Annotated in this window: 20 protein-coding genes and 1 riboswitch; of the genes, 10 read left to right on the top strand and 10 right to left on the bottom strand. The window is 33.8% G+C overall.

Annotated elements, in window-relative coordinates:
* Window positions 1-42 precede the first annotated feature (42 nt).
* Window positions 43-1,620: a GMC family oxidoreductase N-terminal domain-containing protein gene (locus tag OEW74_RS02740; RefSeq protein WP_265427035.1), complete on the top strand. Its 1,578-nt coding sequence runs from the start codon at window positions 43-45 to the stop codon at window positions 1,618-1,620.
* Between the two features lie 50 nt (window positions 1,621-1,670).
* Here OEW74_RS02740 and tenA read toward each other — a convergent pair whose 3' ends face one another.
* The 5 genes from tenA to OEW74_RS02715 form a co-directional block, all read right to left on the bottom strand.
* Entirely contained in the window at window positions 1,671-2,321 is a 651-nt protein-coding gene (gene tenA / locus OEW74_RS02735; protein WP_265427034.1) for a thiaminase II, read from the bottom strand.
* On the bottom strand, window positions 2,308-3,141 hold the full coding sequence (gene thiD, locus OEW74_RS02730; protein ID WP_265427033.1) for a bifunctional hydroxymethylpyrimidine kinase/phosphomethylpyrimidine kinase: 834 nt from the start codon (window positions 3,139-3,141) through the stop codon (window positions 2,308-2,310). Before thiD ends, tenA begins: the two co-directional genes overlap by 14 nt.
* Window positions 3,138-3,776, bottom strand: coding sequence for a thiamine phosphate synthase (gene thiE, locus OEW74_RS02725; RefSeq protein ID WP_265427032.1), 639 nt, complete (start codon window positions 3,774-3,776; stop codon window positions 3,138-3,140). The genes thiD and thiE overlap by 4 nt, the downstream gene beginning before the upstream one ends.
* Window positions 3,773-4,570: a hydroxyethylthiazole kinase gene (thiM, locus tag OEW74_RS02720; RefSeq protein WP_265427031.1), complete on the bottom strand. Its 798-nt coding sequence runs from the start codon at window positions 4,568-4,570 to the stop codon at window positions 3,773-3,775. The genes thiE and thiM overlap by 4 nt, the downstream gene beginning before the upstream one ends.
* 59 nt (window positions 4,571-4,629) lie before the next feature.
* Window positions 4,630-4,722, bottom strand: a riboswitch (TPP riboswitch).
* 205 nt (window positions 4,723-4,927) lie between these two features.
* Entirely contained in the window at window positions 4,928-5,284 is a 357-nt protein-coding gene (locus tag OEW74_RS02715) for a response regulator (protein WP_139423057.1), read from the bottom strand.
* A 327-nt stretch (window positions 5,285-5,611) separates the two neighbouring features.
* Here OEW74_RS02715 and OEW74_RS02710 point away from each other — a divergent pair, with 327 nt between their 5' ends.
* Window positions 5,612-8,518 carry a SusC/RagA family TonB-linked outer membrane protein gene (locus OEW74_RS02710; RefSeq protein WP_265427030.1) on the top strand — a complete coding sequence of 969 codons (2,907 nt, stop codon included), beginning with the start codon at window positions 5,612-5,614 and terminating at the stop codon, window positions 8,516-8,518.
* Window positions 8,519-8,528: 10 nt separating this feature from the next.
* Window positions 8,529-10,067, top strand: a complete 1,539-nt coding sequence (locus tag OEW74_RS02705; RefSeq protein ID WP_265427029.1) for a RagB/SusD family nutrient uptake outer membrane protein — start codon at window positions 8,529-8,531, stop codon at window positions 10,065-10,067.
* 120 nt (window positions 10,068-10,187) lie between these two features.
* Here OEW74_RS02705 and OEW74_RS02700 read toward each other — a convergent pair whose 3' ends face one another.
* On the bottom strand, window positions 10,188-10,586 hold the full coding sequence (locus OEW74_RS02700) for a hypothetical protein (protein ID WP_265427028.1): 399 nt from the start codon (window positions 10,584-10,586) through the stop codon (window positions 10,188-10,190).
* Between the two features lie 621 nt (window positions 10,587-11,207).
* Between OEW74_RS02700 and OEW74_RS02695 the strand changes: the two genes are divergently transcribed.
* The 5 genes from OEW74_RS02695 to OEW74_RS02675 all read left to right on the top strand — a co-directional run bounded on the left by OEW74_RS02695 (window position 11,208) and on the right by OEW74_RS02675 (window position 18,044).
* The gene (locus OEW74_RS02695) at window positions 11,208-12,221 is read left to right on the top strand and encodes a nucleoid-associated protein (RefSeq protein WP_265427027.1); all 1,014 of its coding nucleotides are present in this window, start codon (window positions 11,208-11,210) and stop codon (window positions 12,219-12,221) included.
* A 31-nt stretch (window positions 12,222-12,252) separates the two neighbouring features.
* Window positions 12,253-13,980, top strand: coding sequence for an RDD family protein (locus OEW74_RS02690; protein WP_265427026.1), 1,728 nt, complete (start codon window positions 12,253-12,255; stop codon window positions 13,978-13,980).
* Window positions 13,981-14,187: 207 nt separating this feature from the next.
* Window positions 14,188-16,395, top strand: coding sequence for an ATP-binding protein (locus tag OEW74_RS02685; protein WP_265427025.1), 2,208 nt, complete (start codon window positions 14,188-14,190; stop codon window positions 16,393-16,395).
* A 9-nt stretch (window positions 16,396-16,404) separates the two neighbouring features.
* Window positions 16,405-16,956, top strand: coding sequence for a biliverdin-producing heme oxygenase (locus OEW74_RS02680; protein WP_265427024.1), 552 nt, complete (start codon window positions 16,405-16,407; stop codon window positions 16,954-16,956).
* 161 nt (window positions 16,957-17,117) lie between these two features.
* Window positions 17,118-18,044, top strand: a complete 927-nt coding sequence (locus OEW74_RS02675) for a malate dehydrogenase (protein WP_265427023.1) — start codon at window positions 17,118-17,120, stop codon at window positions 18,042-18,044.
* Between the two features lie 72 nt (window positions 18,045-18,116).
* Here the strand turns inward: OEW74_RS02675 and OEW74_RS02670 are convergent, their stop codons facing one another.
* From OEW74_RS02670 to OEW74_RS02660, 3 genes are all read right to left on the bottom strand, one after another.
* Complete coding sequence (locus OEW74_RS02670) at window positions 18,117-18,494, bottom strand: hypothetical protein (protein WP_265427022.1); 378 nt, start codon at window positions 18,492-18,494, stop codon at window positions 18,117-18,119.
* A 127-nt stretch (window positions 18,495-18,621) separates the two neighbouring features.
* Entirely contained in the window at window positions 18,622-19,845 is a 1,224-nt protein-coding gene (locus OEW74_RS02665) for a glycine-rich domain-containing protein (RefSeq protein WP_265427021.1), read from the bottom strand.
* Window positions 19,846-20,076: 231 nt separating this feature from the next.
* On the bottom strand, window positions 20,077-20,982 hold the full coding sequence (locus tag OEW74_RS02660; protein WP_265427020.1) for an NAD(P)/FAD-dependent oxidoreductase: 906 nt from the start codon (window positions 20,980-20,982) through the stop codon (window positions 20,077-20,079).
* Window positions 20,983-21,080: 98 nt separating this feature from the next.
* Here OEW74_RS02660 and OEW74_RS02655 point away from each other — a divergent pair, with 98 nt between their 5' ends.
* The gene (locus OEW74_RS02655) at window positions 21,081-21,455 is read left to right on the top strand and encodes a Fur family transcriptional regulator (protein WP_265427019.1); all 375 of its coding nucleotides are present in this window, start codon (window positions 21,081-21,083) and stop codon (window positions 21,453-21,455) included.
* Window positions 21,456-21,506: 51 nt separating this feature from the next.
* On the opposite strand, the gene OEW74_RS02650 is transcribed toward OEW74_RS02655, so the two are convergent.
* On the bottom strand, window positions 21,507-22,211 hold the full coding sequence (locus OEW74_RS02650) for a hypothetical protein (protein WP_265427018.1): 705 nt from the start codon (window positions 22,209-22,211) through the stop codon (window positions 21,507-21,509).
* A 409-nt stretch (window positions 22,212-22,620) separates the two neighbouring features.
* Between OEW74_RS02650 and pafA the strand changes: the two genes are divergently transcribed.
* The gene (pafA, locus tag OEW74_RS02645; RefSeq protein WP_265427017.1) at window positions 22,621-24,267 is read left to right on the top strand and encodes an alkaline phosphatase PafA; all 1,647 of its coding nucleotides are present in this window, start codon (window positions 22,621-22,623) and stop codon (window positions 24,265-24,267) included.
* The last annotated feature ends 49 nt before the right edge of the window (window positions 24,268-24,316 follow it).

Raw genomic sequence — 24,316 nt, 5'->3', positions numbered from 1 at the left:
ATAGTTTTTAAAAAAAATTATAGCAAATCAAAAGACCATTTTATGAACCGTAAAGAATTTCTCAGACATTCACTTTTAGGTATGGGAGCCTTGTATTTCACAAGCTTTTCATCAGTTTTGTTTGCAAAAAATAATGAAGTTAAAGTCGAGACGGAAAATCTAGAAATTGATAATATTATTATCGGCTCCGGTTACGGTGGAGCTGTTGCTGCGCTGCGTTTGGTTGAATCCGGACATGAGGTAACGATTCTTGAAATGGGTCTTAATTGGGAAAAGTCGGGTGAAAAGTTTTCTCCAATGATTAGTCCCGGCAAATCTGCAGCTTGGTTACGAACGAAAACGATTGCTCCATTTTTTAATATTTTCAATACCCCAAAATATACAGGAACGCTTGACCGATGGGATTTTGATAACATCAAAATATGGATGGGAAGGGGAGTTGGTGGCGGTTCTCTTGTCAACGGAGGAATGGCTGTTTTACCCAAAAAAGATTATTTCAGAGAAATATTTCCCGAACTGAGTACTGAAGATTTTTATAATAAATATTTTCCATTGGCTGAAAAGGAGCTTGAAGTGAATTCTGCTGATGAAAATTTTCTCAAAAACTGCAGTTTTTATAAATTCAATAAAGTGGGTGAAGATGAAGCTCACAAAGCTGGGTTTAAAACCGTGCGTGTTCCCAATGTTTACGATTTTAAATACATGGAAGCTGAGTACGAAAATAAAGTTCCCCGTTCTGCTTTGGCGGGTGAAGTGATTTACGGAAATAATCATGGTAAAAAATCTTTAGACAAAACTTATCTTAAAAAAGCCCAAGAAACGGGTAAAGTTCAAATTCATGATTTGCATAGAGTTGAAAGCATAACAAAATCTTCAGATAACACCTACATTCTAGAAGTTATCCAGACAGATACTCTTGGTGAAACAGTTGCGAAAAAGAATATCACAGGCAAAAAACTGTTTTTATGCGCCGGTACAATGGGAACTTTAGAGTTGCTTTTAAAATCATCAAACGATAATAAGTTAATCCTAAATTCTGAAGTTGGAAAAAACTGGGGCAACAACGGGAACTTCATGACGGGCAGAAATTTTGTCAAAACATTTTCTGGCGGAACTGGCGTAAATCATTCTACGATTCCTGTTGGTGGAATTGATAATTGGGAAGATAAAGAGCATCCATTTTTTGCTGAAATTGCACCGCTTCCAATGGGAATGAATGTCGCAACTTCACTTTATTTAATGATTAATCCGGTGCCTAAAAAAGGTGCTGTGTTTTTTAATCCGATTTCTAGAAAAATAGATTTAAAATGGTCTGCAGATAACGTAGCTCTTGCCAGAAAAAATGCCGAATTTTTTATTAAAACAATGAATGAAGCAAACGGCGGAACAAGAGCGCATTTGCTTTTCAATAATGGTTTTGGTGCTGATATTTGTTACCATCCATTAGGTGGCGCCGTTTTGGGAAAAGCAACGGATATGAAGGGCAAACTTTTGGGATCTGAAAATCTTTACATTATTGATGGTTCTTTAATTCCCGGAACAATTGGTGTTAATCCGTTTTTAACGATTACGGCATTGGCAGAATATTGTATAGAGCATATTATTTCTGAAGATTATTGATAGGGTTTAATTACTGGTTGAATTTCAAATTAGTTTAAACAGCTTTACATTTAAATCCAAGTTTTATTGTTGTAAGCTGCTTCCCAGAAATAATATTCCATTCGGGATGAGGTCAGAAATGCTTCTGTCATTTTTTCTCTAATCGCAGGAGTTGTAGAAGCGGCTACCTCATCACAAATTGCAATAGCTTGTTGTACGGCATCTGCAAACTCTTCACCGCCATACGTTTCAATCCATTTTTGGTAAGGATTATTTTCAGATTGTAAGGTATTGTAAATATGATCTCCTACTTTTTTATAGATCCAAAAACATGGCAATACTGCCGCCATCGCTATTTCTACGGAATCTAGGGCAGCTGTACTTTTAAGAAAGTGTACATAATGATGACAGACAGGCTGCATTGTACCTTTATCTTTTAAGCCAAAATCTTTAAAATACGATTCATGAAGAGCATTTTCTACAATAATTGCCGTCTCTGCATATTTCAGATATTGCAAAGTGTTACTGATGTCATGCGCTCTGGCTGCAATCAGCGCCAATGCTCTTCCGAAATGCTCGAGATATAAAGAATCCTGAGCCATGTAAAACTGAAATTTTTCTTTGGGAAGACTTCCGTCTGCCAATTGAGAAACAAAAGGCATGGTAAGAATGGCTTGATAGCGCTCTTCAGTTTGTTTCCAGGTTAATTCAGACCAATTCATTTTTAATTATTTTATGAGGATCAAAAAAGTGATTAAGAGGACCATTTCCTTTTCCGACGACAACATCTTTTCCATTTTTAATAGCTTCAAAAACATATTGCTGTGCCAATTCAACCGAATGATACAAATCTTCGCCTTGTGCAATAAAAGCTGCAATTGCTGAAGAAAGTGTACAGCCGGAACCGTGAGTATTGTTCGTTGCAAACTTAATCGTTTCAAAACTAGATTGTTTGCCGTTTTCTTCAAAAAGTAATGAGGTGACAGTTGGTAATTCCTGATGTCCACCTTTAAGAAGAATATTTTTACAGCCTGATCTTAAAATCTTTTCACCCGCAATTTTCATATCTTCTAACGTTTTAACTTCCATTTTTGCCAATATAGAAGCTTCATCCATATTCGGGGTAATAATTTCTGCGATGGGAAATAATTGTTCAATGATGGTTTGAATGGTTTCTTCTTCAATCAAGCGATGTCCACTTGTAGCAACCATTACAGGATCAAATACGATAGGGATTTTTGGATATTTACTTAAAGTTTTCACAATGGTTTCGACCAATTGAGAAGTGTGAACCATTCCAATTTTAATGGCATCAGGAAAAATATCTTCGAGTACAGCTTCTATTTGATCTGCAACAGCTTCCATTGCAACAGGATATATTTTTCTCACACCCATTGTATTTTGAACCGGAAGTGCAGTAAGTACCGATGTTGCATAACATCCCAAAGCTGAAAATGTTTTGATATCAGCCTGTATTCCTGCGCCGCCACTGCCATCAAAACCTGCGATCGTAAGAACAGTAGGATAAGTATATTTTTTCATTTTACTATTTCATTTTTAATTTCGTAAGCTGCTTTCTCCGGATTTTTGGCGCTGCAAATGGCAGATACAACAGCTAATGAATCTGCTCCGGCTTTTATAATGGAGGCTGCGTTTGAGGAATTAATATTTCCGATAGCCACGAGTGGTTTGTCTGTAAGATATCTTATTTTTGATAAACCTTCCAATCCCCATTCTGTCACTGTGTCTTTTTTTGTATTAGTGCTAAATATGGGACTGATTCCCAGATAATCTGACAATTCTGTGTTTATACTTTCAAGTTGACTTAAATATTCAATGGAATATCCAATCATTTTATCTTTAAAGAACAATTCATTTCTGAGACTTGCCGGAGATTTGTCGTTATTCCCGACATGAATTCCTGCTGAACCAACTTTTTCAGCAACCTCAAAATGGTCATTAATAATAAGCGGAATATTGTATTTATCGGTAACCTCTTTTAAAGCAAATGCTTTTCGAAGAAAGTCTTCTGTTGAGGTATTTTTTTCGCGCAACTGAATAATATCAACACCACCCAGAATCGATTTTTCTGCAACTTCAAGAATATCTTTTCCTAAGCAATCTTTTTCGGAAATAACTAAATACAGCTGATAAGGAAATGATGGTTTTAAGATCATTGTTTTATTATTTTTAAATGATCATAAAACTCATCTTCTGTAATATTGTACAGCTTATCAGTAATATTAAGCTGTAAACTTCCCGGACCTGCGCTTTGTTCTGCAGCTATTTCTCCAGCAATACCTAGTAAACTCATTGCAGAGACAACCGCTTCAGTTTTGTTTTCAATAACCCCAATGAAAGAACCGATAATCGCAGTTGCTGTACAACCTAATCCGGTAACTTTTGTCATCATCGGATGGCCGTTTTTTAAATGAATCTCTTGATTTTTACTAATAATAATGTCAGTTTCACCTGAAATACAAACTATCGATTTGTGATGCTGTGCTAATGTTCTGGCAGCTTCTATCGCTTCATCACTTTTTGCAGTACTGTCGACTCCTTTTGTAATCGTATTACTGGTTTTTGAAAGAGCGATAATTTCAGATGCATTTCCTCTGATGACAGTTGGGTTTAAAGAAAGAATCTTGCTTAAAACCGAATCACGATAAGAGGTCGCTCCGGCTCCAACTGGATCTAAAACCCAGGGTTTGTTTAATTCATTCGCTTTTTTTGCAGCCAGAAGCATTGCTTCTTCCCAATATTCATCGATTGTACCAATATTGATGACCAATGAGTGAGAAATATTTATCATTTCTTCCACTTCAGATTTTGCATGAGCCATTATAGGAGAGGCACCAATTGCTAAAAGAGCATTTGCCGTGTTGTTCATTACCACATAATTGGTGATGCTGTGAACAAGGGGAGAGGTGCTTCGTACTTGAAGGATGTTATTCCACAGATTATTTTCCATTCTAATATTTTTTCAATAAAAGCTTTAGGATAAATCCGGAACAACAGTCATAGTTAAGAATATGACATATTGCTTTTCCCTACGTCGGTGTAAGCCGTATCAGGTTCAAAGGGACTCTCTCAATTCTTTTCAGAATACCCCTAAAGCGTACACAAAAGTATTGAAAAATATTTTTTTAAAACCATAAAAAACGACAAAAGATTTTATGATGAAATTAAGTTATTCAAAAATTAGAAAAACAAGTATTAAATGAAAATTTAAATTTTGTAAACTGTTGAATTTATCTTTTTAAAAAAAACAAAACACCCCAAAACAGAGTGTTTCAGAGTGTTTTTATTTATAATAATTGATAGAATATTAAGCTGTTAATTTTTCAATTTTAACAAGAACATCATCAATGTCAAATGGTTTAGAAATAAATTCATCGGCATCACAAGAATTGATTACATTTTCGGCTTTTGCATGAGCACTGATAATCATTACAGGAATTTTTGAGGTAGCCTCGTTTTCTTTTATTTGATTGCATAAATCGGTTCCTGAACCATCAGGTAATCTTACATCTAAAATAAAAACATCCGGAACGACCGATTGATCTCTATTGTTGAAAGCTTCAACGGTAGCAAATGAACGTACGTCATAATTCTCAAATGACAGGAGCAATTGTAATGCATCTCTGATGCCTGTCTCATCTTCTACGATAAAAATTGTTTTCATACCTCTTGCTTGGCAAAAACAAAGCCAACATTGAGATTGTAAAGAAATATTTCGAAACAAATCATTATTAAATCGACATTCATAAATTTATATCTTTTATTTTTTGAAAAAATAAAGCTTAAAAGTTGGCTGTAAATAAATTACTCTACCATTATTTCTTTCTAATGAGATTTGAGCAGGTAACAGCAGGATAGCAGAAATTTTCGATAAGTATACTTTTATAAAAATAAAAATATGAGAAATATCATGTCTTTCAGATTTAACTTTTCTTACGTTTTAATTTACGAGAAAGTATAAAAATAATAATTATTAATCACCAGTCACGAAATGAAGAAATCTATTATAACTCTTGGTCTTTTACTAAGTACCACAAGTTTTATCTTCGCACAGGAAAAAGAAACTACCAATAAGGCTACTGATAGTACAAAATCTAAAACAAAGGAGATCGAGGAAGTTGTGATTATTGCCTACGGAACCCAAAAAAAAGGAGAGGTTACAGGTGCTGTCGGTAAAGTAAATACATCAACTTTTAAAGATCGTCCGATTGCAAGAGTTGATCAGGCATTAACTGGTCAGATTGCGGGTGTTAAAACCCGTGCTACTTCAGGAAAACCCGGAGAGCCATTGGAAATCAGAGTTCGTGGTACGGCATCCATTTCGGCCAGCAATTCACCGGTATATGTTGTAGATGGAATGGTAGTTGACGATATGGCAAATATTTCTCCGGATGATGTGCAATCGATTGATGTACTTAAAGATGCTGCTTCCACAGCGATGTACGGATCCAGAGGTTCAAACGGAGTTGTAATTGTTACCACTAAAAAAGGGGCTTCAGGTAAACCAACTTTTAGTTTTTCACAATATTATGGAGTTCAGACTATTGAGAAAAAACTAGATATTATGAACAGTTCGGAGTGGATTGATTTTGCGACTGAAGCGATCAATAAAAGATGGACAGCTTTAGCACCCGGAAATTCGGCTTCAGACAGTTATGAGAAAAGAGCACAATATTTTAATCTAGCCAATACTACAGATTATAATTTAGCCAACATTCAATACATGATTGACCCAAGATGGGGAACCGATAAGTTAGCATACATCGACTGGCAGGACGAATTCTATCGTCCGGCTGCCATTCAGAATTATCAGCTTGCTGTAAGAGGAGGTGGTAAAGGAATAAAATATGCCATCTCAGGAGCTTATTTTGATCAGGAAGGTTTAGCTATTAATACAGGTTTCAACAGATTTAATCTGAGTGCAGCGATTGATGTAAATCTTTCAGATAAATTAAAAGCAGGAATAACTTTAAGACCAAGCTACTCTAAAAGTTATGGAGCTACTGTTGACGGAAAAGATAACACTGCTCACAAAATGTTGTCGATGGTTCCTGTTGCCGAATTGGAAGCAGGCGTTTATACCAATTTCTGGAAAAATTTACAATACAGATGGGCGGGTTCTACTCAAAGTCCGATTGGGTTAATGGAAAACACAACCAACGATACCAACGAATTCAGATTATTATCAACTTTGTACGTTTCGTATGATATTTTGCCGGGTTTAAATTTCAAATTATTAGGAGGGGCAACCAACAATTTTAATACAAACACAGGTTATACGCCAACGTTTAATTTAATTACCAACGTTCCGGGGCAGGTAAGTATTGGAAGCAGAAGAACGGTAAACTACAACAGATATTTAGGGGAAGGTTTATTAAGCTATAAAAAATCTTTTGGAAATCATGAGTTAGATGGTATTGCAGGATATAGTGCAGAAAATTACAGAACAACAACTCAGTACAACAGGAACAAAGGTTTTCCTAATGATGATTTAAAAACCTTCAACTTCACACAGTCGGTGGCTGTTTTAAATTCAGAGTATACTGCTTCAGAATGGATGCTGGTTTCCATGTTTGGGCGTGTAAACTACAATTATAAAGGTAAATATATGTTATCTGCGAGTATTCGTAGAGACGGATCTTCAAGATTTGGATGGAATAATCTTTGGGGAACTTTTGCCGCATTCGGCGGAGGTTGGAAAATCGATAAAGAAGAATTTTTGCAAAATCAGACTTGGCTGAGCAACTTAAAACTGAGATACAGTTGGGGTGAAAACGGAAACAATTCTATCGGAGATTACAGAGCATTCGGAACACTATCTGGAGGTAATTACTCGTTTGGAGGGGCAGTTTCTACAGGTCTTATTCCTAATACCATTGCAAATCCGGATCTTACCTGGGAAAAAACAAAATCTTCTGATTTTGGTTTAGAAGTAGGTTTATTTAAAAGAATAGATTTCGCCGCAGATTACTACATCAAAAATACCAACGATCTTCTTCTTCAGGAACCTATTGCTTCAGTTACCGGATATAACACAATATGGAGGAATGTAGGTTCTGTACGAAACACAGGTTTGGAACTAGATTTAAGTACAAAAAACTTAGTGGGCGCATTCAAATGGAATACTTCTGCCAACATCGCATTTAATAATAATAAAGTTACAAAATTAGGAAATAACAACAAGCCGATTCCGACGGGTTTCAGCGACCTTACTAATATTATTATGGTGGGAGAGGAGCTTAATTCCTTTTATCTTTATGAAGCAATCGGGGTGCTTTCAAGTGCTGATATAGCTAATGCAGGTGTTGCAAAAACTGTAGGAGCTATTGCAGGTGACGTTAAATATAGAGATGTAAATGGTGATGGTAAAATTGATGAGAACGACCGTCACATTATCGGTGGACCGACTCCTGATTATTATTGGGGTTTTACCAATACATTCTCTTATAAAAATTTCGATTTGTCGGTATTTTTCCAAGGGCAGAAAGGAGGCTACAGCTACGCATTATTAGGGAGAGCTATCGACCGTACAAGTATGGGAACTACGCAAAACGTGATGGGGAACTGGGCAAACCGTTGGCGTTCTGATGCAGACCCAGGAGACGGAAAAACACCGAGACTGGATGGTACTACAGGAGGTTTGTTAGACACAAGATGGTTGTATGATGCCACTTATATTCAGTTGAAAAATATTACACTTGGGTATAGTTTCGATAAAGAACTTACTGAAAAACTTAAAATTTCAAACCTCAGACTCTATGTGAGTTTAGAAAACGTTTGGAGAAAAGATCACTATTATGGAGGCTACAACCCAGAATCTGTACAGTCAGACGGAACCGATTACGGAGCATATCCTAATGCAAAAGTCTATATGATGGGTTTAAACTTTAACTTCTAATTTTATTATAATGAAAACAATACATATTAAAAATAAATTTCTTTTACCATTGAATTTTAAAACTTTAGGCAAAGCTTTGATTTTTGGAGCACTTACGATGTCAGCAGTTAGCTGTGAAAAAGATTTGATGCTCGAGCCGGAAAATAATATCACACAAACGTCTTTTTACACCACAGAATTACAAATTCAGCAGGCGGTTTCAGGAGTTTATTCTGCGATGATCAATTCTTCCTCAAGAGGTGGGTATGATGTAAATATCTACCTTTTGGCATCAGAGGTTCGTTCAAATAACTTTAATGCTATTTCTCAGAACGGAAACAGAGATTATTTTGCCATCAACCGTTTTCAGGATACTTCTTCTACCGAAGAAATGTCAATTCTTTGGGATGATGCCTATCAATTGATAAGTTATGCCAATAATATTTTAGCAAGAATCGATGAGGTTCCTTTTGCTGACAATGCGACGAAAGAACAGTATCGTGCAGAAACTAAATTTTTAAGAGCGTATGCTTATTTTGAGTTAATGAGAATGTTCGGAAAAGTTCCTTTAATAGATCATCCGATGACTCCGACAGAAGCGGCAGCAGTTCCCAGAACTAATCTTCAAACTTTGTATGATTTTGTTACATCAGAAATCGAAGCGTCTGTTGTAGGTCTAAAAGATACCTATGATACAAAAAATAAAGGAAGAATCACCAAATCAGCGGCTCATGCGATGTTAGGAAGAATGTATCTTACAGGCTATGGTTATCCTTTAAATAATAGTTCTTATCTTATCAAAGCTAAAGATCATTTATTTGCGGTTATCCAGGCGGAAGGGCAATATGTCACCTTCGCACCCAATTATGCAGATCTTTTCAAAAGTACTAACGATAATAAGTATCACCTATTTGAAATCCAGCATATCAGCGGAGGAGTTTCTCAGGGATCTTATTTACCAAGTTATGTGTCGCCAAACTTTGGTGTAAGCGACCCTCTTTATAATGCACAGAGCAGTCTTTACAGTTCTGCCGAATTGGGAGTTTCTACTTCACTGATAAATTCTTACGAAACAGGTGATTTAAGAAAAAACCTTACGATAAAAACATCATTTATTGCACAGAATGGTCAGCCCGACAATGCTAATTATTTTATTAAATTCCGTGAGCCGGGGTTGGTAATCAGTAACCGTTACGACTGGCCAATTAATTTCCCGATTATACGTTATGCAGACGTTCTTTTGATGTATGCGGAAGTTTTAAACAATCAGGGAAATACGGCTGCAGCTGTTCTATACTTAAACAGAATCCGCCAAAGAGCTGGTCTTACTCCGGTTTCTACTTCTATTTCTGCAAATGATTTTACAACGGCGCTTCGTAAAGAAAGAAGAGTAGAATTTGCAGGTGAAGGTGTTTATTGGCACGATCTGGTACGTTGGAATACTGCTGTGGATGTTATTAATCAGGCTGCGGCAAGTCTTAATTATAACTTTACCATTACTACCAATGATTATCTGTATCAGATTCCTTTATCTCAAATTCAGATAGCGGGATATGAACAGAATCCTTAATTTTTTTTTAAAAGTTGATTGATGTTTCTGAAAAATGAATATCAGTCAATTTTACCTTTATAAAAATAGAAAATCCCGGAGCAAATTTGCTCCGGGATTTTTCGTGATATATGATGTGATTTAGTGTCGTTTGAATAAGATTTCGTCCATTTTTGATTGTTTTACATAAATCTTCTGAAAACTCACCGGCATATATTGATACAAAATATTCCATTGGTGGGTGTCGGTTTGTTTTTTAAAGCTTCTGAATGATCTCACAAAAAGATTCTCAATAATCTGTTTTACGTTTTGTGTTCCGTTTCTGTACAACCAGTCCATCATTTTGATGTTGTGATTTACAATATTAATCTTTGATTCCTGCAATAGATTTTTTAGATGATCTACCGTTGTCTGAATAATTCCTGCAAAGTTATCTTGTGCTGAAAGTTGCACGATTTCCTTTTGTAGTGAAGGATAGAATACTTTTAAATGTTCAATTGCCCCATTTTCATTAATTGCTTTCTTCTCAATATTTTTCATTTTAAATATTTTTTCAAAACATTCTTGTATTAGCTAAAAGCGTACCAATTTTTCCATCGAAATGTTAAAAAATCGCTCTTCATATTAATTTTGTTTTAATTTCATATCTTTTGCTAAGTCTTTTATTAATAGTTATTTTAATGAGATTTTATTTCTTTGTTTAGTGATTAAATTTATAATGAATTGATTTCTAACACAATTAATAGAGATTGATTTTTATTGTTTTGTAATGAAACATTTAAATTATGTAATGAAAATTTTTAATTAAGATTTTGATGAAATTCTAAAAATTAAAATTTTAGAAAAAAGCTTTGATTTTAAGTGTGTGTACCTTTAATGATTGATATTTAAACAATTGTATTTCTTTGTTAAATAAAATGCCTTTGTTTATCTTAAAAAAAAGCATTTATTGTAAAACTTTGTTTGCCTTGGCGGTAAAAAATGCAAGGATATATAAAGCTGTTTGACTACATCTAATCTGTGATTTCACTTATTTTTTGAAAGACAAAGATTCAAAATGCACAAAGGATTATCAATTAAAGATATTCAGTTAAAGAAAAGATACAATTAGTCGATTTTAATTTTCAGAATAAATATATTTGCAATCCATAAAAATCAGAGATGTTTACAAAAATTGTAGTCCACAGAGTCGGAAATAAAATCAACGGAGAATCACTTATACTTTCACAGGAAGAGCTTCAATTGGATGAAGGCACGGTAGAAATGCTTGAAAATTACTTTTTAGGTTCTTTTAAAACAGAAGAAACCTATCAATTTTACAGCGATTCTTATTTGGTAAACAACCCGGTTTTCAGTTCGGTATCTGAAATTTTTGATGATAAAGCCAAATTTCTTTGGGAAGCAGAAAATATTGCAAAACATCTTTTCGAAGCTGCAGAAAATCCTAGAGTTCAGGGTGGAGAATTATTTATCATATTCTTTGAAGACGAAAGAGAAAGTGACGAAAGAGTAGATAAAATAGGAATTTTTAAAACCGAAAAAAGAGATTCTTTCTTAAAGATTTTCCCTAAAAACGAGTCTTTCGAAATTGAAAAAGACCAGGGAATCAGTCTTTCAAAAATAGATAAAGCAGCCTTAATTTACAATAACAATAAAGAAAGCGGCTATGTACTTTCCGTGGTTGATAACAACAAAAACGGAGATATGTATTACTGGTTTGAAGATTTCTTAAAGGTAAAACAGCGTGACGATGAGTATTTCCACACACAGGAAGCTTTGATGGTTTACAAAGACTATATCACAAAACAGCTTCCTCAGGAATTTGAAGTTTCAAGAGCAGATCAGGCCGATTTTCTGAATCAGTCTATTAATTTCTTCAAAGAAAAAGAAGAGTTTAAACTGGATGAATTTGCTGCTGAAGTCTTAAAAGACGAACATGTAATTGAAAGTTTTAATAATTATAAAACCGATTACGAACAGGAAATGCAGATCAATATTGCTGAAGAATTCCCGATCAGTGAAGCGGCAGTGAAAAAAACTCAGCGACATTTCAAAAGTATTATTAAATTAGATAAAAATTTCCATATTTACATTCATGGTGATCGAAAAATGCTTGAGCAGGGGCAGGATGAGAAAGGGAAATTTTATATGCTTTATTTTGATAAAGAAGTATAGAGATTAGTATAAAATAAATTTCGATCATTTTATGGAAAAAAACTACAGATTTATTGCCATCTCTTCGCTGGCAATTTCCCTCATTGGCATATTTTGCTGTTCGTATATGTTTTACGGTACATGGAAAGGCTCTTCAGAATTTAATACAATTCCGGATGTCATACAGTTTCTCTTTTTTTTCACACCTCTTAATCTCAACTTTACTAATAATTTTGATCATCTTGAAATTTGGAACTTCGTATTCTATGTTTTGCTTTTTATTGGTGGTCTTCGGTTCATAAAGACTAAAGGACGTGAAACACGTTTAGTAGGTTTTGTGTTTTCTGTTATTTTTTTAAATTCTATCATTATACTTTTACAAAGCTTACTTTATAAGATATTTATAATAAAATGGGGAGAGCTTAGTTCGTTACAGATATTTTATTCTACGTTTGGTACTGTTACGCTTGTTATGTTTATTTTCATCAGTCTTCGTATTTTAAAAATAATTAAAAGCGAGAAAGAAATTGATATTTTAGAAACTGAAAACAAAATTACCGTTACAGATACTCCGAAATGGCAGCGTTTTTTTCATTGGATTGTAGATGTGACGGTAATGTCATTGATATTTATTCCAATAATAATTGCTTTAGGATATTCACTGATGAAATCTGATTTTTTAATGAAAAATGAGGCTTTAGCAATGTTTTTAGAAAGCAGATGGGCACTTTATTTTCTTGTTATATTTTTCATTTTTATCTATTATCCGCTTTCCGAAATTCTTTTTGGATCTACACCTGCAAAATTTTTAACAGAATCAAGAGTTGTAAATTCAAAAGCAGAATCTCCCAATTCTTCCACAATATTTTTAAGAACTTTATGCAGGAATATTCCTTTTGATGCGCTGTCTTTTTTCTCAAAAAGAGGATGGCACGATTCGCTTTCTGAAACGTATGTGGTAAAAGAAAAACGAACCGGCTTTAAAACCAACAGATTATTATGGATTTTACCGGTTTTAGCAATTTATCTTTTAGTAATGTATTTCGGAAAACGATATTATACGGAATACAAAGCCAATATTGAATACAATAATATGAAGTCTGAAAAGATAGACTTTTTAACATCTGAAATTAAAAATCCAAATACCAATCAGTTTTTTGTAGTAAATGATGTTGATTATTACGGAAACATAAACAATTACGGTTTTAAAATTGAAAAAATTGAAGGCAATAAAATAACGATTAAAAGAATTACCGGTGAATCTCTGTCTGAATCTAACTTTGCACAGGCAAAATATCTTTATGAGCAGCAGAAAGATACTGCAAAAACATTTGTCATCAGAAAAAATGATCTGGTCAATATTTTTCCGACCAATAAGGATGAGCTTTACCGTCCGGTAAAAACATTAGAGTTTTTTGAACCCGGAATTCGCTACGGAATTGAAAATGTTTACAATTTTAGCGCACCTTATTTTGAAGTGGCAATTAGCCGTGAAAATAGCGATTATGGTAATAATAAAGCATCTGTCTATTTTCAGAATGTTGGTGGAAGCGGAACGATACTAAGTATAAAAAACACCAATAATGATATTAAATGGAATACTTCTTTTCCGTTAGAAATAACACATGATGTGCAGTATCCAACAGTTATTCCGATAGAAAATTTTAAATCAGGTGAAAGAAATATTTCAAGAATTGAAGTTTTGGATTCTTTAAAGCAAAAACATATCTATCTGTTGAAAACCAATGGTTTGCAGGCAGAAGTAACTGAGCAGAAGTGATTTTGAAAATAAGGAAAAATTTTTATATATTTTTTAATTGATATGTTAAAAAATATTAATAAAAAAGATGTTGAGATTGGTTTATTCTAATATTATTTTTAATAAATCATAATTATTGTTAATAAATAATGTAAATATCACATTGCGTACCACAGGAAGAGGGATTTAGCATAATATTTAACTATCTTTGATTATTATTACCATATTATGAATTTTGTTGAATGTCATGATGAGCCCATTCATATTCCGGGCTACATACAAAGTTTCGGATACTTGATTGGCATCGAGACAACTTCTCTTACCGTTTCTTTCGTTAGCGAAAATATCTCTGATGTTTTCCCAATAGAAAGTTGTGAGGATCTTTTAGGAAAAAAACTTTCACAATTTCCTGAAGTTTTTCAGACTGTGATTGATTCTGATATTTTCAAAGATGCAGGATTTCTTTCTAAAAGAGAAAATGAAACCTATTTCGACAAAATTATAATTGCCGAAAAACAATACCATTTTTCGGTTTTCAGGGCAAATGATTATATTTTCTTAGAGTTTGAAGCGGTTTATGAAAACCCAAACAAAAGAATTACCAATAAATATGATAATTTTTATATTATCGATAACGAACAGGAAATTTGGGATCAACTCCTCAATACGATTTCCAAGATCATCAATTATGACCGAATTATGGTCTATAAATTTATGAACGACGGTTCAGGAAAGGTAATTTCAGAAAAAACAAACAGTCACCTCGAGAGTTATTTGGGACTTCACTATCCTGAACACGATATCCCAAGACAGGCACGTGAACTTTATAAAAAGAAAAGAAAAAGAATCTTTTCTAATGTGTATTCAGAGCCAGTACGCATCTTGAGTCGCAATGAAAAAAATATCGATCTTACTTTTGCGGCTTCCAGAGCAATGTCGCCTATTCATGGTCAATACATCAAAAATTCCGGAGCTTCATCAAGTTTCAGTATTTCGATTATTATTGATGACCAATTGTGGGGATTAGTAACCTGCCAAAATTCTGAAGCGAAACATATCGACCTCGAAGATCGTGTACAGGCGGGAATTTTTACTGTTTTGGCATCCAACGCTTATTCTTCTTTTAAATCTAAAAAAGAATTAGAATACAGGATTGATCTTAATGAAAAATTGTATGCGCTTAAGTCTGAGTTTTTAAAACACGGGACTTTGTTTGAGTCGTTAGATTTCAACAAATCTGAATTAAGATTAATGCCAAAAGCAGATGGTTTGGCCATTATTTCAGACACTGAAATTGTAACCGACGGAGCAACTCCGGAGCGAGAAATTATCAATAATATTGTAAACTGGGCGTATGAAAATACTTCAGACAATATTTTTATAAGCAATAGCTTTCTGAAAGATTACGGTTTAGAATTAGGATTAAATTCTGATACTGCAGGTGTCATCATTTATTTTGTTGAAAGAAGTAAAAAAGAGATTTTAATCTGGTTCCGAAAAGAATTTGATGAACATATCAATTGGGCAGGAAATCCGGAGAAAAACATCGGTGTGATTTCAAAAGATGGTATAGAAACGCAATTTGTTTCTCCGCGTACCTCTTTTCAGATTTTTACAGAAAATATTCGTGGTAATTCTAAAAGATGGAGTTCGAAAAACATTATTGCAGTACACCTTATCCGCGATTTGATTCTTGAAACTTCGCATAAACAATATATTACCATAAAAAAGCTGAATGACCAGCTGAAAAAAGTAAATGAAGAATTAGACAGTTTTTCATACACAATTTCGCATGATTTGGGAACGCCACTTACCGTGATGAAACTAAATGCGCAAATGTTGCTCAACAGTTTAGGAGATATTACAGACAAGGATAAAAATAAAATCAATTCTATTATCGGCGAGATCGATAATATGGCAGAAATGATGCAAAATGTGCTTCAGCTAAGCCGTGCAAAACACAGTGAAATACAGCTTGAAACCATTGAAACCAATCTTACCATTCGGAAAATTACCGAGAATGCTAAAATTACCTACGACAGCCAGAAAAGTATGGTAGTGATTAAAGAATGTCCGGAAGTTTTGGCCGATAAAACGATGTTGCATCAGGTATTTTTAAATATCATCAATAACGCTGTAAAATATTCTTCAGATCAGGAGCAACCGATTATTGAAATAGAAGGTACGGAAGCCGGAGATCAGATTATCTACCGAATTAAAGACAACGGTATTGGTATTCCTGAAGAAAATAAACATAGAATGTTTAAAATTTTCAACAGAATGGATAATGCCAAAAAGTTTAAAGGAAATGGAGTAGGGCTTTCAATCGTTCACAGAATTATGAATAGATTGGGTGGAAATGTAGATTATGAAAGCAATAAAGAAGGAACTTGTTTTATTTTGACGTTTCAAAAACCTAAATTTGTGAAACTTTAAAACAAAAATATGGTATCTGAATATCTAAAACAAAATACGGCGGAGTATCATGATGCTGCCGAAAAGCTTTTTAATTCTGAAAAAATTTTTAATAAAACTTTCACTTTAGAAGATTATAAAAAAATCATCAATACCAATTATTTGATGCTTCTTCACAGTGAAAACAAAATATTCAGCAACCTTTCTGAAAGATTTTCTGAAAAACTTCAGTTAGATCAAAGAGTAAAGCTTCCTTTAATCGAAAAAGATCTGGCAAGTTTAGCTTTAGAAAACCAAACAGCTTCTCACGATTTTGAATTGGCGAATGAGCATGAGGCTTTGGGAGCAATGTATGTCATTGAAGGTTCTACTTTAGGTGGAAATGTTATTGCAAAACAGCTTTCTAAAACGGAAGGTTTTGATAATGTAACATTCAATTTTTTCGGATGTTATCAGGAAAATACAGGACCAATGTGGAAAAACTTTAAAGAGGTTTTAGACACTGAAGTGACTGAAGAAAACTACAACGAAGTATTATCTGGAGCTAAAAAATTATATACGTTTTTACTAAACGTTAATTAATTTCCTTAAATAAGAATTAAAATTCCCGAAAGATTGCTCAATTTTTCGGGAATTTGTACATTTGGGAAGCAAAAAATTAGACTAACAAATAAATAATAAAAAGTAACATTATGAAACTGTAAAGTTCCATAATACCATTAAAAACAATAAATCAATATATTATGAAAGTAACTGTAGTAGGTGCAGGCGCTGTAGGTGCAAGTTGTGCAGAATACATCGCAATGAAAAACTTCTGTTCAGAAGTAGTTTTAGTGGATATCAAAGAAGGTTTTGCTGAAGGAAAAGCAATGGACTTGATGCAGACTGCATCTTTGAACGGATTTGATACAAAAATTACAGGAACAACAGGAGATTACAGCAAAACAGCAGGTTCTCATGTAGCAGTAATCACTTCTGGTATCCCAAGAAAACCGGGAATGACCAGAGAAGAATTGATCGGTATCAATGCGGGAATCGTAAAAGAAGTTACTGAAAACTTAGTAAAAAATTCTCCTGAAGTAATCATTATCGTGGTTTCTAACCCAATGGATACTATGGCTTATTTGGTACACAAAACTTCAGGTCTTCCTAAGCACAAAATCATCGGTATGGGTGGTGCTTTAGATTCTGCAAGATTCAAATACAGATTGGCTGAAGCTTTAGAAGCTCCAATCTCTGATGTAGATGGTATGGTAATCGCTGCTCACAGTGATACAGGAATGCTTCCTTTATTGAGCAAAGCAACAAGAAACGGAGTTCCTGTAACTGAGTTCCTTGACGAAGCTAAACAAAAATATGTAATCGAAGAAACTAAAGTTGGTGGTGCTACATTAACTAAATTATTGGGTACTTCAGCTTGGTATGCTCCAGGTGCTGCAGTTTCTGTAATGGTTCAGGCAATTGCTTGTGACCAAAAGAAAATGATCCCTTGCTCATTAATGCTTGACGGAGAATACGGACAAAGCGATATCTGTCTAGGTGTTCCAGCAATTATCGGGAAAAACGGTGTTGAAAGCATCGTAAATATTTCTTTAACTGAAGAAGAGCAAGCTAAATTTGCTGAAGCTGCACAAGCGGTAAGAGAAGTAAATGGTGATTTGAAATTCTAATTAATTAGATTTTACATAAATGGAATCCGCGCCCGAAGGGCGCGGATTCTTTGTTTATTTTCTTATGTGAAATCAAATCTTGTAAAATAGATTTGATTTTCTCTTAGCTTTTATGTTTAAGAATATAAATAATATTTGAGTTGCAATAAATATAAAAAATGGAATTGTAAAAGCTGAATAATTTAAAGCTTCAATAGAAACGTGAATCAATCTGCTTGCAACTGCAGAAATCATAAGTGTAAAACTGATTAATGAAATTAAAATAGGATGTTTACTTTTTGTAAAACTGAGAATCATTCCTACAAGACCTAAAAATGCAAAAAGCTGATCAATATTTCCAAAGTCAAAAACAGTAAAACCCAACCAAAAAATAAAAGGAATTGCTATCATTTGTCCTATCAGCATGATTAGAGAATAAGAGATAATTGAGAATATCTTTAAATATTTCATTATTAGTTTTTTTAATTTGATAGACTATCTATAATTTGTATGACGATTCAAATCAAGAAAAACTTTAATCTCAATTAAGGAAGTAGTTTTAAGAATCTAACTCAAATTTTTCAACCCTATATTCAAATTAATCTCCACCACAACCTCCGCAACTGCTACAAGAACTACCTCCACATGAAGAATCTGATGATGAAGATGAGGTTCCACAACCACCATCCGAATTGACTGATACAGATCGGTTGGTTAAAGGAACGAAAGAAGTTGTTAAAACTGCCGTTCCCATAAGAAAATAGCTCCATTGCCAATCGTTTTTGGTGTCTTTCTTTGGCAATATCACGGTTTTGTATAAATAGGGTAAAACTTTAGAATTAAATAAAGTGGTAAGTCTGAATAAATATCCTATCATCATAAAACTTAGAATAATAACAGCAAAACTTATCAGTAAAACTGGCTTATCACGTAAAATTCCAGTCACCAATCTTAGAAATCCAAGCATAATTAATGCTAGAAAAATAACAAAATTTAGAACGAATAAATTAGAGAAAGCTTTCGATCGGTTAAAATATTTTTTAACAGCTTCCATTGATTTAATAATGTTTGAAAACACGGGTTTTGTAATCAACTGAATTAAAAAATTGGGATAAGAGGTTTTTCCAAGCTCATTCAATAAGTCAATAACCTGTTGATGTTCTCGTGATTTTATAAACGTTAATTTGTTAGTGCTGATCGTTTGGTCTTCATTTGTTTTTATCGAACCATTATCAATTAATTCGTTCACGGCTCCGTTGATGACAGATGAAATATTTTTGTTTTTAAGATAAATTAATTCATAAGGCTGAAGATCAAATATAAAAGAATCTTTGTCGAATAAATGAATAGTTTGTGCAAATTTTCTTCGATTGTACCATTCCAATCCAAGAATGGAAACGATGATTAATCCTAAAAATAAAAAAATAAAATCAGGATTTTTAATGCTGAGATATAAAGGTTTCAGTAAAAAGTAGAGTGGGAAACTTAGAATTATGAATGCAACTATTCCTATAATTAATGAAGTTCTCAATTTAAATTTTGATTTTTTTAAATTCAAACTTTCAAATGGATTTGCATGATTCCAAATGTTTTCTGGTTGTGTTCCAAAAAAGTTTTCATATAATTTTGTAGTACGTTCTTTGGCGAGTTTAAATTTTTGAAAATCTTCTTTATTGTGCGTGGAAGGAATATGTTGAATCTGTTTTCCTAAAATCGTGCAAAAATCTGAATAAGACTTTGTGAAAATAAGATGTTGATGCCAAACCGTATCTACAGTTTCTGAAGGAGAAACCATCATATCTGAAACTGCAGCCAGATACATGAATTTTTTATATTCTAAAACCGCCTGCTTTGTGAAATTCTGAGTCTAGTAATTTTCATGAGCCAACCGCAATGTAAAATCATATTCACTTGGAGGTTGATCAAAATCAAACTGCTCAATTTTAGTCCAAAGATCTTTATTCATCATTTTTTGAATATTGAACTTAAATATAAATAATTTTTAAGCTCAATATTCAATATAGATCTTTAGATAAAAAGATTTAACATTTATTTAAAAACAATCCGTCACCAATTCCATATTTACCATTGCTCCGGCTACATTTCCGGTCATTACTGCGTTAGAAACCGAGCGCATCATCGAAGAATTATCACCACAAACAAAAACTCCTGGAACATTTGTTTTCTGAAACTGATCGGTTTTAATATGACCAAATTCTGTAAACTCACACCCTAAATTTTGAGGAATTTCTGAATGCTGATGAAAAGGAAAAGCTCCATAAACTGCTTCAAATTTTATTTCTGTGCCGTCTGTGAAAACAATGCTTTCAACAATTCCGTTATGGTGCTTCAATCCTGAAATTTCAGTTTCAATAATTTGAATATTGTTTCGCTTTAATTTTTCTCTTTGCTCATCGGTTAAATTGGCTTCTTCTCTTGTGATAAGTGTAACATCTTCGGTTAAATTTTTAACAAGCGAAGAAATATGTACGGCTTTATCGCCATTGGCAATAATTGCTGTTTTTTTGCCTTTGTACTCGTAACCGTGACAATAAGGACAGTGAATCAGAGAAATTCCCCAAGATTCTTTAAAACCTTTAATGTTCGGAATTTCATCTACAATTCCTGTTGCAATAATCAGTTTTTTTGAATGAAATTTTTCTTCTTTTTCGGTGGTGACTTCAAAACCGGTTTCAGTTTTTTTAGCATCGACTGCTTTTCCATTATAAAAATGTATGGTTTCGTATTCGCTTACCTGTTTTCGTGCGCTTTCTGCGATTTCTTTAGGTGATTTTCCATCCTGAGTCAGGAAATTATGAGAATGTGGTGTTTGTTCATTGCATGGTTTTCCGCTGTCAATCACCAAAGTTTTTCTTAATGATCTTCCTAAAGCCATTGCTGCAGAAAGCCCGGAGTAACTTCCGCCGATAATGATCACTTCGTATTCTGTTTCGTTCATAATTTCTGATTTTAAGAGGTTTGCAAAAATATTTTTGTTTGAATGTTTGGCAAAGTTAGAATAAATTTTTATTATTGCAACACAATCGCATTAATAAAATGATAAGAAGAAGTACCCCAACCAAAGAAGCAGTTTTGAATGTTTTAGCAGGCTCTCGAAAAGCGATGAGTTCAGATGCAGTGATGCAAAAAGTTGATATCAGTATTGATCGTGCAACTATTTATCGTGTTCTCAATAGATTCTGCGAAGACGGAATTCTTCATAAAATCGTTGCCGAAGACGGAAAGCAGTATTTTGCCGTTTGTATAAAATATGAAGAAAAAAAACTGGCAGATCATCATTTTCATTTCAGATGTACAAAATGCGAAACAATAGAATGTCTGCCGAATGAAGTTCAGTTTTCCTTGGAGAAAGGTTATTTGGTAGAAAGCGTAAATTGTATTTTGACTGGGATTTGTAAAGATTGTGCATGAAATAAAAACCCCTGCAAAAATATATAGGTTATGTTTGAGTATTTTAAAAAGTTACTTTTTCTTCTTATTTAAAGAATCCGCTTTAGGTTTTTCACCCACGATCGACATTTTATTTTCAAAAGGCTTAGTTTCTAAAACGGTGATGCTAGTTTGGTCTTTTCCGAGATTGTATTGTACAAAAACTGTTTTTTCGGCAGATCGAATGATGTAGGTATTTACATTTTTCCAGTTGTTGCAAGAATGCATATAACCTAAGTTATAAGCTTCTGGATCTTCTCTTTTTATGCGTTCTTCTTCGCGGTCTCGTAAAGGTTCTCCAGTATTGATTTTTACACCTCCGACGTTTTTAATTAATTCATCAAAACTTTTCTGGATCTCAAGTGGTGAAAATTTCTTGTCTTTAAATTCTTCAGAAATTCGAATTTCGGCTTTGAAAGTTTTGCCCTCCATTGAAGTATATGAGCCGTGATCGTAGAAATATTCTTTGTCAAAATCTTTGATTTGTCCGTCTCCGTGATAAGAATTTGGGTCGGTGAACGTATATCCTTCTGGAAGCTGGAAGTAAGGGAAAGTCCCATGGAATTTATCGGTAACAGGAATTTTGCTGATGTTATAACCTGTATCTGAAATTACTTCGGGTGAATTTTGATGTTTATCAGAGTTTGTATTTTCTGTTTGAGCTACAGTTTGATCCTTATTATTGCACGACCACAAAGTAAGCACTGCCAAAGCACTTGTTAAAAGCGTATTCTTCATAATTCAATAGGTTGAGAGATGCAATTCTGCCTTTTTGTGGTAGCAAAATTGGTGCTAAAGAGCTTGAAGAAAGTTTAAAATTATGTTAAATTGTAAATAATCGAACTAAGTTGAAATTATTTTAAAGCATTTAAAACCCTTTCAAATTCCAAATCTTTTTTATCCAAAAAATCCTGATCTTTATATTTAATTAATTCATCAATCCTAATTCCAGTTTGTTGTGTTTGCGAATTGTCGGGATAAAAATTTCATTCCCTGTAAATTCTAAAAGATAATTTCCGAAAAGATTTTATCTTACTACATTGCCCTTTGCATAGATAATACAATTGTGTTTCATTAAATTTAATTAAAATTTCACACACCAAAACTTTCAAAACCCGTAAATTTGTGGTCACTAAAAAGTTATTCAATGTTTAGGAAAATTTCAATTGCTGCAGCTGCATTGCTGTCTGTAATTACAATCAATGCTCAGAAAAATAAAAACAATCAGGTTGATAGACCCAAACTTGTCGTAGGTTTGGTCATTGATCAGATGAGGTGGGATTATCTTTACCGATATTATAGCAAATACGGAAATGATGGTTTTAAAAGACTTTTAAATAAAGGATACTCTTTAAATAATGTACATATTCCATATGTTCCTACGGTCACAGCTTTAGGGCATACTTCTATTTATACAGGCTCGGTTCCAGCGATTCATGGGATTGCCGGAAATGATTGGACAGACAAAGAAACCGGTAAAAATGTTTACTGCACAACCGATGAGAACGTACAGCCTGTTGGTACAACCAATGTAAAAGTAGGAAGTCATTCTCCGAAAAATCTTTGGTCTACAACCGTTACAGACGAACTGAGATTAGCGACTAATTTTCAGGGAAAAGTAGTTGGAGTTTCTTTGAAAGACAGAGCTTCAATTCTTCCGGCTGGTCACACGCCAAATGGAGCTTATTGGTTTGACGATTCTACCGGAGATTTTATTACGAGTACTTATTATATGAATGATTTGCCACAATGGGTAAAGTCTTTCAATTCTCAAAATCTTCCTGACCAGTTGGTAGCAAACGGTTGGAATACTTTATTGCCAATCAATCAATACACAGAGAGCTCGCCAGACAATTCTCCTTGGGAAGGACTTTTAGGAAGTTCAAAAACGCCTGTTTTTCCTTATAGTAATTTGGCTGAAGATTATAAAACTAAAAAAGACAACATCCGTTACACTCCTTTCGGAAATACTTTAACTTTAAAACTGGCTGAAGCTTCTGTAGAAGGTGAAAATTTAGGAGCAGATGATATCACTGATATTTTAGCCATCAATTTAGCTTCAACAGATTATGCCGGACATAAATTTGGTCCGAACTCTATTGAAGTAGAAGATGTTTATTTAAGATTAGATCAGGATTTAGCCAAATTTTTCAAATATTTGGACGGAAAAGTAGGGAAAAATCAATATACGGTTTTTGTTTCTGCGGATCATGGTGGAGCGCATTCTGTAGGTTTTCTGAAAGAACATAAGATCAATACCGGATTTTTTGGCGAAGGAATGGAAAAAAGCTTAAATGAAAAACTGAAAGCTAAGTTTGGAGTTGATAAATTAATTAACGGAGTTGATAATTATCAAATTTATTTCGACAGAAAATTAATGGCTGATAATAAGCTTGAGCTTGAAGATATTAAAGAATTTGCAATTCACGAATTGGAAAAAGATCCTACCGTTTTATACGCAGTTTCTACAACAGAAGTACAGGAAGCAACAATTCCTGAGCCGATAAAACAAAGAATTATCAATGGGATCAACAGACAGAGAAGTGGCGATATTCAATTGATTTCTCATGATTCTATGCTTCCTCCTTATTCGAAAACAGGAACTACACACAGTGTTTGGAATTCTTACGATGCACACATTCCTTTGATTTTTATGGGATGGGGAATTAAGCATGGCGAAAGCAACAAAGAATATCACATGACCGATATTGCACCGACGGTTTCAGCCTTGTTACACATTCAGTTTCCAAGTGGAAATGTGGGTAATCCGATTACTGAGGTTTTAGGAAAGTAATATTTTGGTATTTTAAATAAAGAGTCGGGCGCAGCTTTGCTGCGCCCGA

The sequence above is a fragment of the Chryseobacterium sp. YIM B08800 genome (assembly GCF_026163565.1).
Taxonomy (GTDB): domain Bacteria; phylum Bacteroidota; class Bacteroidia; order Flavobacteriales; family Weeksellaceae; genus Chryseobacterium.
Note: the sequence above shows the minus strand (reverse complement) of the source record. Positions and strands in the feature narration are given on the sequence as shown.